Annotated in this window: 8 protein-coding genes; 1 reads left to right on the forward strand and 7 read right to left on the reverse strand. The window is 49.1% G+C overall.

What is annotated here, in order from left to right; translation table 11 throughout:
* Positions 1 to 1,644: response regulator (locus QZ076_RS07050; protein ID WP_293711739.1), on the forward strand; the 1,644-nt coding region annotated here is incomplete at its 5' end.
* Between the two features lie 82 nt (positions 1,645 to 1,726).
* On the opposite strand, the gene QZ076_RS07055 is transcribed toward QZ076_RS07050, so the two are convergent.
* The 7 genes from QZ076_RS07055 to QZ076_RS07085 are packed head-to-tail and all read right to left on the reverse strand — an operon-like array spanning position 1,727 to position 14,673.
* The gene (locus tag QZ076_RS07055; protein ID WP_293711891.1) at positions 1,727 to 3,931 is read right to left on the reverse strand and encodes a glycoside hydrolase family 3 C-terminal domain-containing protein; all 2,205 of its coding nucleotides are present in this window, start codon (positions 3,929 to 3,931) and stop codon (positions 1,727 to 1,729) included.
* A 36-nt stretch (positions 3,932 to 3,967) separates the two neighbouring features.
* On the reverse strand, positions 3,968 to 5,233 hold the full coding sequence (locus tag QZ076_RS07060; RefSeq protein WP_293711741.1) for a glycoside hydrolase family 5 protein: 1,266 nt from the start codon (positions 5,231 to 5,233) through the stop codon (positions 3,968 to 3,970).
* Between the two features lie 3 nt (positions 5,234 to 5,236).
* On the reverse strand, positions 5,237 to 7,489 hold the full coding sequence (locus QZ076_RS07065; protein WP_293711745.1) for a glycoside hydrolase family 3 N-terminal domain-containing protein: 2,253 nt from the start codon (positions 7,487 to 7,489) through the stop codon (positions 5,237 to 5,239).
* A 32-nt stretch (positions 7,490 to 7,521) separates the two neighbouring features.
* Positions 7,522 to 8,382, reverse strand: a complete 861-nt coding sequence (locus QZ076_RS07070) for a glycoside hydrolase family 16 protein (protein WP_293711748.1) — start codon at positions 8,380 to 8,382, stop codon at positions 7,522 to 7,524.
* 60 nt (positions 8,383 to 8,442) lie between these two features.
* Complete coding sequence (locus tag QZ076_RS07075) at positions 8,443 to 9,879, reverse strand: PKD domain-containing protein (protein WP_293711750.1); 1,437 nt, start codon at positions 9,877 to 9,879, stop codon at positions 8,443 to 8,445.
* 33 nt (positions 9,880 to 9,912) lie between these two features.
* Positions 9,913 to 11,442 carry a RagB/SusD family nutrient uptake outer membrane protein gene (locus QZ076_RS07080; RefSeq protein ID WP_293711753.1) on the reverse strand — a complete coding sequence of 510 codons (1,530 nt, stop codon included), beginning with the start codon at positions 11,440 to 11,442 and terminating at the stop codon, positions 9,913 to 9,915.
* Between the two features lie 21 nt (positions 11,443 to 11,463).
* A complete protein-coding gene (locus tag QZ076_RS07085) occupies positions 11,464 to 14,673 on the reverse strand; it encodes a TonB-dependent receptor (RefSeq protein ID WP_293711756.1) in 3,210 nt (1,069 codons plus the stop codon).
* Positions 14,674 to 14,740 lie beyond the last annotated feature (67 nt).

Genomic DNA, 14,740 nt, shown 5'->3' on the forward strand with positions numbered 1-14,740 from the left:
CTTCTGATTTCTTATGCCTATAAGCGGAAAGTGGAAATGGAGTCTCTGTATAACCTGGAAAAGAAGAAGCACGAACAGGAGCAGGAGTTGAACAACGAGCGTCTTCGTTTCTATACGAATATTACCCACGAACTCCGAACGCCGCTTACCCTGATATTAGGGCCGCTGGAAGATCTGTTGAAGCGTAACACACTCTCTTCCGGCGATTCGCAAAAGATATCCGTGATCCACCAGAGTGCGATCCGCCTGCTGAACCTGATCAACCAGATACTTGAATTCCGGAAGACGGAGACGCAGAACAAGAAGCTCTGTGTCAGCCGCGGGAATATAGCTGCCCTGATCTATGAGATCGGACTGAAATACAAGGAACTGAACCGGAAACCAGGTATAGAGTTTCATATCGAATTGGAGAAAGAGGATATGCCCCTGTTCTTCGATAAGGAGGTGATTACGATCGTCCTCGACAACCTGATCTCGAATGCGGTCAAATATACGGATAAAGGTGTTATCACCCTGAGTCTTTACAATGTCGTGCGCGACGGGCTTGCCCAGACAGAAATAAAGGTGAGTGATACCGGTTACGGTATCAGTGCGGAAGCGCTTCCGCACATCTTCGATCGTTATTATCAGGAAGGAAGCGGACACCAGGCTTCAGGGACAGGTATCGGCCTGGCATTGGTAAAGAATCTGGTTTTGCTGCATGAAGGCGATATCCGGGTGGAAAGCGCGTTGAATGTAGGAAGTGTTTTCTACATCAGCTTATTGACCGATAACACATATCCGCATGTTCTTCATGCCGATTCGAATGAAAAGGAGGAAACGAAAGAGGAAGAGATACAGGAGGTTCTTCCCGAACCTTCGGGCAGCGGAAAGCGTATTTTACTGGTCGTAGAGGACAATCAGGATATATGCGATTATATTGTCGACTCATTCTCTGATACTTTCGACGTTAAAACGGCGGAGAATGGGGAAAAGGGACTGGAGCAGGCATTCAACTACATACCGGATATTATCGTCAGCGATATTATGATGCCGGTGATGAACGGAATGGATATGTGTAAAACGTTGAAGGAAGATCTCCGTACCAGCCATATCCCTGTCGTTTTGCTCACAGCAAAAGACTCGTTGCAGGATAAAGAGGAAGGATACCTGATAGGAGCCGATTCGTATTTGACCAAACCGTTTAGTGCCACACTGCTCCACAGTCGCATTCAGAATCTGCTCGATATGCGCAAAAAGCTGGCCGAACGGTTCAGTTCGACTTCCGGCGTCGGTGATAAGCGTGCCGTCATCGAGGAGTCGCTCAACAAACTGGATAATGAGTTTCTGGAAAAGATCAACCAGCTGGTCGAAGAGCGTATGTCGTCCGAAAAGATCGATATCGGATATCTGGCAGATAAGATGTGTATGAGCCACTCTACGCTTTACCGGAAGATGAAAGCATTGATGGGACTTTCTACCAACGAATATATTCGCAAGGTGAAGATGCAATATGCCGAACGCCTGTTGCTTGAAGGGAAACATAATGTTTCCGAAGTCGCCTTCATGGTCGGTTTCAATAGTATTGTCTATTTCCGCCAGTGCTTTAAAGAAGAATTCGGCGTACTACCTTCTGAATATCTAAGGCGAATGAAACCGGAGTGATCCGATAAGGATATACATAAAATAGTCCGGATATGTGCTGTTAAGCAATATATCCGGACAAAATAGAGAAAAGGGGGATTGGTTATTTCAATTCGAATACGACCTTATTATGAATATCGGTCGAGGAAGCTCCCACCAATGCTTCGAACTGTCCCGGTTCGGCAACCCATTCGTGCTTACCGTCGTCGAAGAAACTCAGTGCATCCGTACCGATGGTGAAAGATACCTGTTTTACTTCTCCCGGCTGCAGGTAGACCTTTTGGAAACCTTTCAGCTCCTTTACGGGGCGAGGCAGGGATGACTTCTTGTCGCTGATATACAGTTGCACGACTTCTGCTCCTTCACGGTTGCCCGTATTTTTGACGGTCAGGGTGAAGGTAATCGGTTCGCCTGTGGTGATCGTTTTCTTGTCGGCTGTTACTTTGCCGTAATCAAAAGTCGTGTAGCTCAGGCCATGTCCGAAGGGGAATAGCGGTTTGGTTTTCTGCTTATCCGCCCAGCGATAACCGACGAAGATACCTTCGTTGTACTTCTCGTCTACGATGTTGCTGCCGTCGTTTCTGGGAGTACCTGGATAATCGCCCAGTTTGTGTGCACCTACATCCTGCAAAGAGGCGGGGAAAGTAAATGGCAGCTTACCGGAGGGGTTTACATCGCCTACCAATACCGAAGCAATGGCGCTACCTGCTTCCGAACCCAGATACCATGCCTGCACGATGGCCGGCACTTCTTTTACCCACGGCATAGCGATGGCATTCCCGGAAATATTTACTACGATCAGGTTTTTGTTAACCTGGGCCAAGGCGGTAATTACTTGATCTTGTCCGTAAGACAAGCCTAGTTCCTTGCGGTCGGCATCCTCGCAATCCTGATGTGCACTCTTGTTCAAACCGCCGATAAAGATCACATAGTCGGCCTCTTTGGCTACGGCTACGGCTTCAGCTATCAGTTCCTCCGGCGAACGATCGTCATTCAGATCCTGACCGGATTTCACGCCGTTGTATTCGCCGCTCGGGTCGCCTACGTAACCACGGGCATAAACGACTTCCGCTTTGTCGCCGACCCGCTTCCTGATACCGTCCAGCGGCGAAAGTTCGTATTTCACTTTCAGAGAAGAAGAACCACCGCCTACAGTCATCATCTTGATGGCATTTTCGCCGATAACGGCTATTTTCCTGGCACTGTTCAGGTCGATAGGAAGCAAGTTGTTATTGTTCTGTAACAACACGATACCTTCTTCGCCGATCTGGCGGGCAGCAGCGAAATGTGCTTCCGAACAAAGTGCTCCGTACGGACGGTTTTTATCCATATTGGTACGGTAAGCCAGACGAAGAATACGTCTCACCTTGTCGTCCAGTTCTTTCGTTCCGGCTTTACCTTCCCGGATCAACTGAAGATAAGGATCTGCCAGGTAATAATTATCGTAAGCATTGCTTGAACCGTTGGATAAGCCGTTGGTCCAGCTCCCGAACTCCATATCGAGTCCGTTAGTGATTGCTTCCTGCGTATTATGAACCCCTCCCCAGTCGGAAACGACAACACCGTCGAAACCCCATTCGCCTTTCAGGATGTCGTTCAGCAGATATTGGTTATGGCAACCGTGCTGATCCTTGTACAGGTTGTAAGAGCCCATGATGGCCCAGGCCTTTCCTTCCTCTACGGCGGCTTTGAAGGCCGGCAGGTAGATTTCATACAAGGCACGGTCGTCTACGATTACGTTGGTGGTGTGGCGGTTCACTTCCTGGTTGTTCAGTGCATAATGTTTCACACAGGCCGCTACACCGTTCTGTTGAACGCCTTGTACGTAGGGAACCACCATCTTCCCGGCCAGGTAAGGGTCTTCGCCCATATACTCGAAGTTACGTCCGTTGAGTGGCGAGCGGTAAATATTTACGCCGGGGCCCAGCAATACGGTTTTGTTACGGTAGCGGGCCTCTTCGCCGATGCTTTTTCCGTACAGCCTCGCTATTTCGGGATTCCAGGTCGCTGCCAGGCAGGTCAGTGCCGGGAAGGCGACACACGAGTCGTTCGTCCATCCGGCTTGTTCCCATTCGTCCCACAGTACTTCGGGGCGGATACCGTGCGGGCCGTCGGTCATCCAGAATTCGGGAATACCCAGACGGGCCACTCCCGGCGAACTGAATTTGGACTGGGCATGCGTGAGTGCTACCTTTTCTTCCAGTGTCAGACGCGACAGGGCATCTTCTACGCGTTCTTCGACCGGTTTATTGTTGTCCAGATAAACCGGAATCGTTTGCTGCGCCTGCATGAAGACGGGCGACAGCATGAATGAGCAAGCGATATACTTAATAAGTTTCATCTGTTATTTTACTTTTAAACTGAGTGAGCGGATATATTCTTTCTGGATGATACAGTTTTGCAACCGGCTGTTCTCTATAAATTCCAGTAGGGCGGCTTTGGCCTCCTCCTGGTCGGGCCGGGCGTCACGGATTTCTTTGTAAGTGCCCCGGGAAGCTTCGGAGAAAGCAACGACGCGATCCCAGTTTCCGGGCGCTTTGATACCGATAAACGATGAACCGTCGATCTTTTTGTAAGGCCAGAAGGTCCAACCGATATTATTCTCTTCCATGACATGGCAGAAGGCATTCTGCCAGGCTTCTGTGTTGTGCCCGATCTCACCCATATACATCGGGAGGTTGACACGGTCGCGGAAGTCTATGATTTCCTGAATGGCTGCTTTGGAAGCGTCCCCTCCGTAGCGGTGGCAGGTATACATGATCTTATCGTCGAAGGTGCTGTCGGTGAACGGGCGGAAGTTGCCGTTCCATTGCGCACCGCCCAGCAGGATAATATGGTTGGTGTCGGCTTCGCGAATGGCGGCTGTGGCGCGTTTGTACAGCGGTTCCAGTTTGCCGTTCAGCTCTTCCATATTGCTGAAATAGGGGGCGATCGGCTCGTTCATCAGTTCGTAGCCCAGGATAACGGGTTCGTTTTTATAATACGTTGCAATCTTTTTCCAGATATCGCAGAAAAGCTGTTGGCTGGTTTCGCTTTCGAACAGCCAGGGGTAACCATAGCTGTCGTCGATATTATCGCCGGTTTGTCCGCCGGGGGCATCGTGCATGTCGAGGATCAGGTACAAGCCTGTTTCGCGGCACCAGCCGATCACACTGTCTATGCGGGCAAATCCGTCCTGGTTGGCAGTCAGTCCCATATAATCCTCGTCGGTAAAGAGTTTATAGTGAAAAGGAAGGCGGATGGTGTTGGCGCCTGTCCCGGCGATAAACTGCACGTCTTCGCGGGTGATATAGTTGTCCTTGAAGGCTTTCCAGAATTCAGCGGTGAAGTCGGGGCCTACCATTTCGCAGAACAGCTGGTCGATACGTCCCGGTGAGTTCGTTTTGTTGAAGCCGAACATATAACCTTCGGGGTTCAGCCAGTTACCCAGGTTCGTACCTTTGATCAGGATTTTTTTTCCGTTGGGAGTAATCAAATCGGTTCCGGAGATACGCATAAAGGCTTCCGGGGGCAGACCGGTCGTGTCTGTGTCCGTTGTGCCGGTGTCCTGCCGGCATCCTGCGAAGGATACCAGCAGAAGCGTGATCAGTATATATATATTCTTTTTCATATCTTATTCTACTGTGAATGTTGTTTGTAATCCTTCTACACTGTTGGGGCCTACCCAGAGGTTAAACTCGCCCGGCTCCACTACTTTCTGCATGTCTATATTCCAGAATGCCAGATCTTCGACGGGAAGAGAGAAGGTGACCGTTTTCTTTTCACCTTGTTTCAGGAAGATACGTTGGAAGCCTTTCAGTTCCTTCACCGGACGGGTGACGGAACCGAACTTATCCTGTACGTATAATTGTACCACTTCTGTCCCGTCGTATTTGCCGGTGTTTGTCAGGTCGAAGCTGATTTCAAGAGTCCCGTTGGCTGCCGGCTTATCGGTTGCCAGTTGCAGGTTGTCGTATCCGAATGTGGTGTACGACAATCCGTAACCGAAGGGATACAGCGGATCGAAACCGGCATCCATATAGAAGGAGGTACAGCCCAGTGAGGTCTGTCCGGCTTCCAACGGAATAGCGTCGATCAATGTCTCCTGGCGGGAGGCGGGGCGGCCTGTGTTGTTGTGCGCATAGTAAACAGGGATTTGTCCGACCATCTTCGGGAAGGTGACCGGCGTTCTGCCGCTCGGCGTCACCTTGCCGAAAAGCAGGTCGGCAATGGCCGGTCCACCCATTGTCCCCGGATGGAAAGCATAGAGAACGGCATCCGACTGGTTTACTTCCTGTTCGATCGTTAGCGGGCGGCCTGCCATGATAACAGTTACGATAGGTTTCCCTGTCTTGGTCAGGGCGGCGATCAGTTCGCTTTGTGCTCCTTGCAGATGTAAGTCTGCTAAGGAATGGGCTTCACCCGAAAGGATGGACTCTTCTCCGACGCATACCAGAACGGCGTCTGCACGTGTGGCGGTACTGACGGCTTTGGAGATATTCGTCGTACTTTTGTCGCGGCTGTAACCCAGTCCCGGTTCGTACATGAATTGTACTTTGTCGCCATACATCTCTTTCAAGGCCGTCAGCACGGTCTGTGTATGTGCTTTTTCCCCGTCGAATACCCAGGTGCCCATCTGGTCGTGAGGAGCATCCGCCAGCGGGCCTACAACCGCAATGCTACGGATCTTATCGGTGAAAGGTAAGGTTTCGCGGTCGTTCTTTAACAGGATAACCGATTGTTCGACCGCTTCTTTGGCTTTAGCCAGATGGGCAGGGGCATATTTTACATTCTGGTCTGTGTTTACATAGGGGTTATCGAACAGTCCCAGACGGAACTTGAGGCGAAGGATGTTGCGAACCGCTTCATCGATAGCTGCTTCCGATACTTTCTTTTCTTTTACCAGTTCTTCCAGGTGACGGATAAACGTACCGCTCACCATTTCCATGTCAATACCGGCCTTAACGGATTTCATGGCTGCTTCCTTTTCGTCTTTACAGAAGCCGTGGGAGATCATTTCGGCGGTCGAAGCCCAGTCGGTTACGACCATGCCGTCGTATTTCCATTCATCGCGCAACACATCTTTCAGAATGAATGTGTTTCCGGTCGAAGGTACCCCGTCGTTATCGTTGAAAGAGGTCATAAAGGTGGCGCATCCGGCTTTGGCCGCAGCCTCAAACGGGGGAAAATAGACGTTGCGCAACTGGCGTTCGGGGATGGAGGTCGAATTATAATCGCGTCCCCCTTCTGCCGCTCCGTAGCCTACAAAATGTTTGGCACAGGCTGCAATGGAGGTAGGATCGTTCAGAGAGTCGCCCTGAAAACCTTTCACCATGGCTACACCCATGACAGAACTCAGATAAGGATCTTCTCCACAACTCTCGGCTATGCGTCCCCACCTGGGATCGCGCGAGATATCGATCATCGGGGCGAATGTCCAGCGGATCCCGTCGGCCGACGCTTCGATAGCCGCCACGCGGGCACCGTCTTCCACGATCTGCGGATTGAAAGTGGCTGCCTGTCCCAGCGGAATAGGGAAGATCGTCTTATACCCGTGAATAACGTCACGTGACATTAAGATGGGGATACCAAGCCGCGATTCTTCCACAGCTATTTTCTGGATCTGATTGACGATGGCCGGATCTGTGATGTTCAGCAGGGAACCGACTTCTCCTTTGCGTATCTGTCCGGCAATCTCTTCCGGGCTGCCGAACGGACTGAGTTGGTTCATCTGCCCGATCTTTTCCTGCAAAGTCATTTGGTCTAACAAGGCTTCCACCTGTTTTTCAACAATGTCTCCTTTTCCTGATCCGGAAGGCTGGCTGCACGCCATCATGGAGAGAGTCAGCAGGCCGGCATAGAAGATATTTCGTTTATATGTTTTCATGGAGGTATTTATGTATGTTTTTTAATTTGTATCTATTTTGTTCTCTGGAATACTCTTACGTAATCTATCTTGTAAGTGGCCGGAAGCTGCGATTCATCCACCCCTTCGGCTCCTCCCCAGTTGCCTCCCCAGGCCAGGTTCAGCTTAATATAGAAAGGGGCATCGAACGGCCATGTGTCTTTGTTTCCCTGATGGTCATTATTGAATGTGAAATAACATTCGCCATCGACATATCCTTTTATAAAATCTTTTGTCCATTCCACGGCGTATACATGGAACTTTTCTTCAGCGTCGGCGATATGAATCTCGCCTGTTTTCTGTGTGCCGATCGAATGGTTGTAGGCTTTACAATGTATGGTGGAGAATATTTGGTTAGGGTTGTATCCTACTTCTTCCATGATATCGATTTCCCCGTCGTCCGGCCAGGCAGTGAACTTTTCAGGCATCATCCAGAATGCCGGCCATGTACCTTTCCCCTGCGGGAGTTGCAGGCGGGCTTCGAAATAGCCGTATGTCCAACTTTCAGTGGAGTTCAGGCGGGCGGATAAAATTTCATTATGTACTTTCCGGGCGATGATCTCCAATGTACCGTCTACAATGCGTGCACAGGTGTCTTTACTCTGTACTCCGGAGATGTATCGCTGGATTTCATTGTTACCCCAACCGTTATTTCCGGTTTCATACCACCATAATTTAGTGTCGGGCATGGAGGGTTTACCGTTGGGCAACCGGTCATCGTCGAATTCATCATGCCATACCAGCGTGTATCCCGGTGGTGTAACGATCTCTGTCTCCGGTTTGTTGTCCGGGGAGGGAATCTCTGCATCTTGTCCGTTGCAAGCCGACAACTGAAAAGCTCCGAATAGCAGTAAGTATGTTATTGAATATTTCATCTTCCGGTTTGAATGAGTAGACAGAGAGTCGCTGTATCGGCAACTCTCTGTCTGTTGTTACTATTTATTGAATGAGAAATCATCGAAGAAGAAGATTCCCGGGGCTGCGTGACCTTCTGCACCGAACTGGATAACAACCTTGTTATAGTCGGTACGGTCTTTTACCGCGCTGAAATCGAATTCGAGTTCGATCCATTTGTCTGTCTCCAGGTCTGCTTTTACAATTTCGGTCTGGCTTTCCCAGGCATTGTCGCCGGCTTCGGTATTCTGCAATTTGACGGCCACCTGTTTTTGCAGTTTATTGACCGTGATCCAATCGCCTGCAACGGCCGCAGCTGTCGTATAATCGTTGTAAGACGGGATATATACTTTCATGCGGATCTTGTTGTTTACCGACAGGTCGAACTTGCTGTCTTCCGATACCCATGAGATATTGGAATAGAATTCTTCCGGTTTCTGATAGAGATATACCTTGGCAGACGTGTTAATACCTACCGGTGCCGGATTCGAGTAGACAGGGCCCATATCTCCCATTAGTTCTGGGATGAATTCTACGGACAGTTTATCTTTTTCGAAATCTTCAGCCAGTGTCACAGGCTTAACCTCTACTTCGGGTTTCACATTCTTTTCTTTCGGAATGAAACGGTACCACCAGCCATTACCGCTTTCAACGGTGCTGGCACATTTCAGGTACAGTTCGTCGTCCGTCAGGCTCAGGATCTCGTAAGTGGATGTTCCGGCATAATGACCGAAGAAAGCGCCGTTGTTCAGCGTAATCGTTTTAGCCGTTTCATTCAGTGTAAAGGTATATGCATCTTTAGGCTCGTATTGTACGTCGAAGTCTCCGGCCGGGGGAACGACAGCCGTACCTCCCAATGCATTTTTACCGGCTTCATTCGTGTAGATATACCCGTTGTTCTTCCAGATCATTTTCACTCCCACCTGGATGAAGGTGAATTCCTGCGTATAAAGGCTCGATTCCAGTTTGCCGTTGGCCGGGCAAGACCACCATGAAGGAGCTTCGTCGGTGCTCGGGCCGACTCCGAAGTGTCCGCTATGATATTGATCGAATACCCAGGTTTTACCTTCCAGGTTATCGGCACCTCCTGTCAGGGCGTTGTACATAGGGGTGTTCAGTAAAGACATATCGTCTTGTGCTACGGTCACTTCTTTCGTGATCGTTGCCGATCCTCCGGTCGTATACATGGTCATCGAGATCACATAAGTTCCTTTGAACGCATATTTCGCTTCTGCCGTTTCCCCTTTGGCTGTCGATCCGTCTCCCATGTCCCAGGTGACGACTCCTTTCACGCTCGATTCGTTTTTCAATGCGATCACATTCGGTTGTTCGCTTTTCGGTGTGGCGGAGAAAGCCAGCTGGCTTTCTTCCGGCATTGCACCTAATGCATGGTCGTCATTGTCTTGCGGGTCGCAAGAGGTCATGGCTAAAATAGCCATCAAGGCGATGATTCCTGATTTGAATATATTTCTTATCATATTATTGTCTGTTTTATCGTGTTAGCCACTCGGTTATTTCCAGTTACCGTTTTGTTTCAATTCAAATTCGGTTCCCAATGTTTTTGTCATTTCTCCCTGAGGAATAGGAAGATATTTCATCCATTCTTCAAAGGTACGGACAGAGTTGAATTCGGAATTGTTTTCCGTCAGTACGCTTGGGGCGTCTCCCCAGCGAACCAGATCCCAGAAACGCATCCCTTCGCCCAGGAACTCTTTACGACGTTCGTTCTTGATATTCTGGGCTGTGGCGGCAAGCGGTTTATCGGTGCCGAAAGCACGACGGCGTATCTGGTTGAAGCATTCGTCTGCATTTACACCCTGGGCTTCGGGGGCGCCTCCCATCTTTACCAGTTCCACATAGTTCAACAATGTTTCGGCATACCGGAAAATACGCAGGTTGTTACAGTAATTCAGATCCTGGTCGCCGGGAGGAGGGTTATATCCTTCACGGGCAGCATATTTACGCTGGAACAGGCCGGTATCCTGGAAACGTTTTGAATAACTGCCTTCACGCCAGTCGTTGATAGAAGCGTCGCGGCGCAGGTCTCCTTCTTCGTATATCTGGTAGGCAGACAAACGGACGGGAGCAAATCCCCAACCTCCTTTGAACACTCCGTCAGGATCTTTCAATTCATTCGGCGAGATAAATGCCGGTAAGTTCGTACCATATCCCTGCCAGCCTGTATCCCAGGTTTTGCCTTCCGGCAGTTGGTTGCTTTCAAAGATGGATTCTTTGCAGAATTCATTTTCGTCCTGCCACATGGCATCGAAATCATCCATCAGCTCGTAATCGCCGCTTTTGATGATCGTGGCCATGTCGTTGGCTACTTCGGCATATTTGGACTGGTCTTTCTGATACATCACTACACGTGCTTTCAGCATCAGGGCGGCTGCTCTGTTGGCACGTCCCAGGTTGGCTGCGGTGACTTTCATCGGCATACCTTCGCCACAGGCTATTTCCAGGTCGGCCATTATCTTCTGGTATATTTCGTCTGCACTCATCTGAGGAGCCAGGTAAGGATCATCCAGCGGAGCTTCGAAATAAGGAATGTTTCCCCAGAACTTCCATAACAGATGAGTATAGTAGGCCCGTAAGAAATGAGATTCTGCGGTATATTGGGCTACTTTTTCATCCGTTACATTTACTGCATTCTGACAAGCTATCACAGCATTGTTAGCACGTGCCAGACCGGTAAAATAGATGCTCCACAATCCGTCGAGAGTCTCTGCCGCACTGGAACTGAATTGCGACAGTACGTATAATTGATGCTGGTCGCCGGCATCGCCTCCTCCTTTGAACAAGTCGTCGGAACGCAGGTCTGACATAAGTAACACAGCATTATAATTGTTGTTTGCGTAGCTGTCAAACATCAGGATCTGATAAGCCGAACCCAGACTGGACAGGATCGTTCCTTCGGTTGCGGCTGCACCGGCTTCCGGCTTTTCGGTCGGCCCGGCTGTCAGGAAATCGTCGCCACAGGAAGTGGTCATGACGGCAGTCGCCAAAAAAGATGCAAAAGCGAATAATTTATATCTTTTCATAATGATAAATACGTTTAAATGTTAGAAAGTGATATTAGCACCTAAAGAGATCGTTCTTGATTGCGGATAGATACCTTTATCCACGCCGATTGTAGTATAATTTCCGGAGGCCAGTTCCGGATCGAAACCGTCGTAGCCGGTGAATGTGAACAGGTTCTCTGCCGATACGTATACTCTCAGTCTTTGTATGGATGCTTTCTTTGTCCAGATGGCAGGCAAGGTATATCCCAGCTGGGCGGTTTTCAGGCGTACATAAGATCCGTTTTTTACATACAGGTCGGAAGAACGCCAGTTTCCGTTCGGGTTCTGCGCGGTCATGCGGGGGATAGAGTTGGAAGAACCTTCACCCATCCATCTGTCGAGTATCCATGTCGGACGGTTCATTGCCGGTATGTCGCCACGTTGTGCGAAGTCGAATATATCGTTTCCGAAAGTTCCCTGGAAGAAGAGATTCAGGTCGAATCCTTTCCAGTCTGCACCCAGTGTCAAACCGAATGTCCAGTCGGGCATCCCTTTACCGATCTTTGTCCTGTCGGTATCGTCTACCACTCCGTCTTTATTCGTATCCACGAAGCGAACGTCGCCGGGTTGTGCTTTCGGTTGCAACAATTCGCCTTTATCGTTTTTGTAAGCATTTACTTCGTCCCAGTTCTGGAAGATACCGTCTGTTTTCATTCCGTAGAAGTAGGGCCAGACATCTCCGTTCGTAGCACGTACATATTCGCCTACTCCGGATGCACCGGCACTTTCGTAAGTGGCCAGGCCGGAAGCGTTACCCAGGTCGATCAGCTTGTTCTTCAGGTAAGAAGCGTTGGCGCTGATTGAATAGTTGAAATCTTTGACGGAAGACTTCCAACCCAGTTCGAATTCAAGTCCCCAGTTTTGCATTTTACCTGCGTTACTCATCGGAGCGCTTTGTCCTACGTAGCTTGGGATCGGTTTATCCATCAACATACCGTTTGTTTTCTTTTTGAAATAGTCGAAGCCGAAATTCAAACCGTTATTGAAGAAGCGGGCATCGAAACCGAGGTCGACCTGTTCAGACTCTTCCCATTTGATATTCGGATTGGCAATAGCCGCCGGTGAAGAACCATATTGCATATTTCCGGTCTTGCCGTTGTCCTTTACGCTGTAACCTCCGCCGAAATAGTAGTTTTGTCCTCCGTCCATCAAGGCAGTATAACGGAAGTTACCGATATTCTCGTTACCGTTTTTACCCCAGCTGAAACGTACTTTCATAGAATTGAATATGTCGCTCTGAAATTGTCGCATATAAGGTTCGTTCAATACATTCCAACCGACAGACAAAGCCGGGAATGTAGCCCATTTATGATTCGGTCCGAAGCGGGAAGAACCGTCGCGGCGCATTGTGAACTGTAACATATAACGTTCGTCGTAGTTATAATCGATACGGCCGAAATAAGAAGCCAGGGCAGTAAAGTTGTAACCATCCGTGCCTCCCCATGTACGTTCGTCGTCGCGGCTGCCGGTGGCCGAGTTGATATTAGCCTTGTTCGGGTCTGTTTCAAGCAGGTCGTAATCGCTGCCACCCAGTTTGCGGACTGAGTATTTTTGTGCCGACTGTCCTAATACGACTGTCAGGTTGTTCTTTTCAAAGAATGTTTTATTGTAGGTAAATACGTTTTCTACCTGCCATCTGTAACCGCGGTTCATTTCGCTTTGTACCCAGCTCTGTTCGTTTTTCTTCATCGAGCCCATATAGTATTCGAAACCGTAGCCGTCGGCACCCCAGAAAGCGAGGTCGGCACCATAACTGCTTTTAAACTTCAGTCCGGGAAGTACATCCAGTTCAGCCCAGAAAGAACCGACGAATTTGTCTTCATTATTTTTCGTTACGGAAGGAGAATTCAGCTGGGCAACCGGGTTGGCTAATTCCTGATAACCGGAAGGCGGCAGTGAGAATACACGTCCGTTTTTATCTACGACAGCTGTCGGATATTTTTCCAGAATTTCAGCCGATTCCTTTTCGTTGGCATAAATAGGAACCAGGGGGGAGAAAGTGATGGCACTTCCCAGGATGGAACCGTATTCCGAGTTGCTTTCGACAGTAGAATTCGTACCTCTCGAATAACCGATATTGACACCTACCTTCAATTTGTTGAGAAATTTACGGTCTTGTGCTTCAAACACTTCATAGGTAGAGTTGGAGCGAAGGCTCCAGCGGTCGTAGTTGGATTTACCATAGTCGCCGCCTACGATACCTTCCTGGTTGAAATAACCTAAAGAAAGAAAATATTGCATTTTGTCGCTACCACCGTTAATACTTACCTGATGTTGCTGAACCGGAGCGTCGTAATTGAAAGTGGCATCCTGCCAGTCGGTTCCGTTACCGGACGAAGCGATTTCTTCCTGTGAGTAAAGAGGAGCGTTACCGTCGTTTACCTGCGCTTCGTTCATGATGGTCATGTACTCACGTGCATTCAGGACCGCTTTCTTTTTCCAGGGATTCTGCCATCCGTAGCTGAAGTCGTAGTTGATCGTCGCTTTGCCGCTTTTACCGCTCTTGGTCGTTACGAGTACAACTCCATTGGCGGCACGGGCTCCGTAAATGGCTGCTGACGCTGCGTCCTTCAGGATCTCGACAGACTGGATATCCACCGGGTTCAGATAGTTGATACCACCGTCTACCGGCATGCCGTCTACGATATATAACGGATCGCTGTTGTTGACCGTACCGATACCGCGGATACGTACCTTTGAGTCTGATCCGGGCTGGCCGGAACTTTGCGTGATCTGTACACCGGATACCTTTCCTTTCAGTGCATCTTCTACACGGGAAGGCTTGGCTGCATTCAGTTCATCGGCTGTTACGCGGCTGATAGCTGCTGTTACCACACTCTTTTTCTGAACACCGTAACCCACAACGACAATTTCGTCCAATGCCTGGCTGTCTTCTGCCAGTGTTATGATTAACGGTTTGTTATCGGAGATCTTTACCAGTTGGGGCGTATAGCCGATAAAAGAGATTTCCAGGACAGAACTTTGCTCGACGTCAGGAATAGTGAACATACCATCCAGGTCGGTAATTGTCCCGTTGGTCGTTCCTTTAATAATAACATTTGCACCGATGACTGGTTCGCCCTGAGTGTCTTTTACCTGTCCACTGATCGTGAATTTCTGAGCGAATGCAAGTGTCGGGAATAATAATAACAGGCATAAGATGGGGATCATACCTCCATAATACCTCCGTTTGAATAAAATGTTCTTCATAAGATAAATACATTTTAAAGTTAACTACTAAATCGTTTTTTACTTTTTTTGTATTGGCAAAAGTAAA

The sequence above is a fragment of the uncultured Parabacteroides sp. genome (assembly GCF_905196875.1).
Classification (GTDB): Bacteria; Bacteroidota; Bacteroidia; order Bacteroidales; family Tannerellaceae; genus Parabacteroides.

What these genes read in the sequence shown, in the direction of transcription:
- QZ076_RS07055 (WP_293711891.1), bottom strand. Translation starts at nt 3,931, where the DNA reads ATGCTGTCGCCCGTCTTCATGCAGGCGCAGCAAACGATTCCGGTTTAT.
- QZ076_RS07060 (WP_293711741.1), bottom strand. Translation starts at nt 5,233, where the DNA reads ATGAAAAAGAATATATATATACTGATCACGCTTCTGCTGGTATCCTTC.
- QZ076_RS07065 (WP_293711745.1), bottom strand. Translation starts at nt 7,489, where the DNA reads ATGAAAACATATAAACGAAATATCTTCTATGCCGGCCTGCTGACTCTC.
- QZ076_RS07070 (WP_293711748.1), bottom strand. Translation starts at nt 8,382, where the DNA reads ATGAAATATTCAATAACATACTTACTGCTATTCGGAGCTTTTCAGTTG.
- QZ076_RS07075 (WP_293711750.1), bottom strand. Translation starts at nt 9,879, where the DNA reads ATGATAAGAAATATATTCAAATCAGGAATCATCGCCTTGATGGCTATT.
- QZ076_RS07080 (WP_293711753.1), bottom strand. Translation starts at nt 11,442, where the DNA reads ATGAAAAGATATAAATTATTCGCTTTTGCATCTTTTTTGGCGACTGCC.
- QZ076_RS07085 (WP_293711756.1), bottom strand. Translation starts at nt 14,673, where the DNA reads ATGAAGAACATTTTATTCAAACGGAGGTATTATGGAGGTATGATCCCC.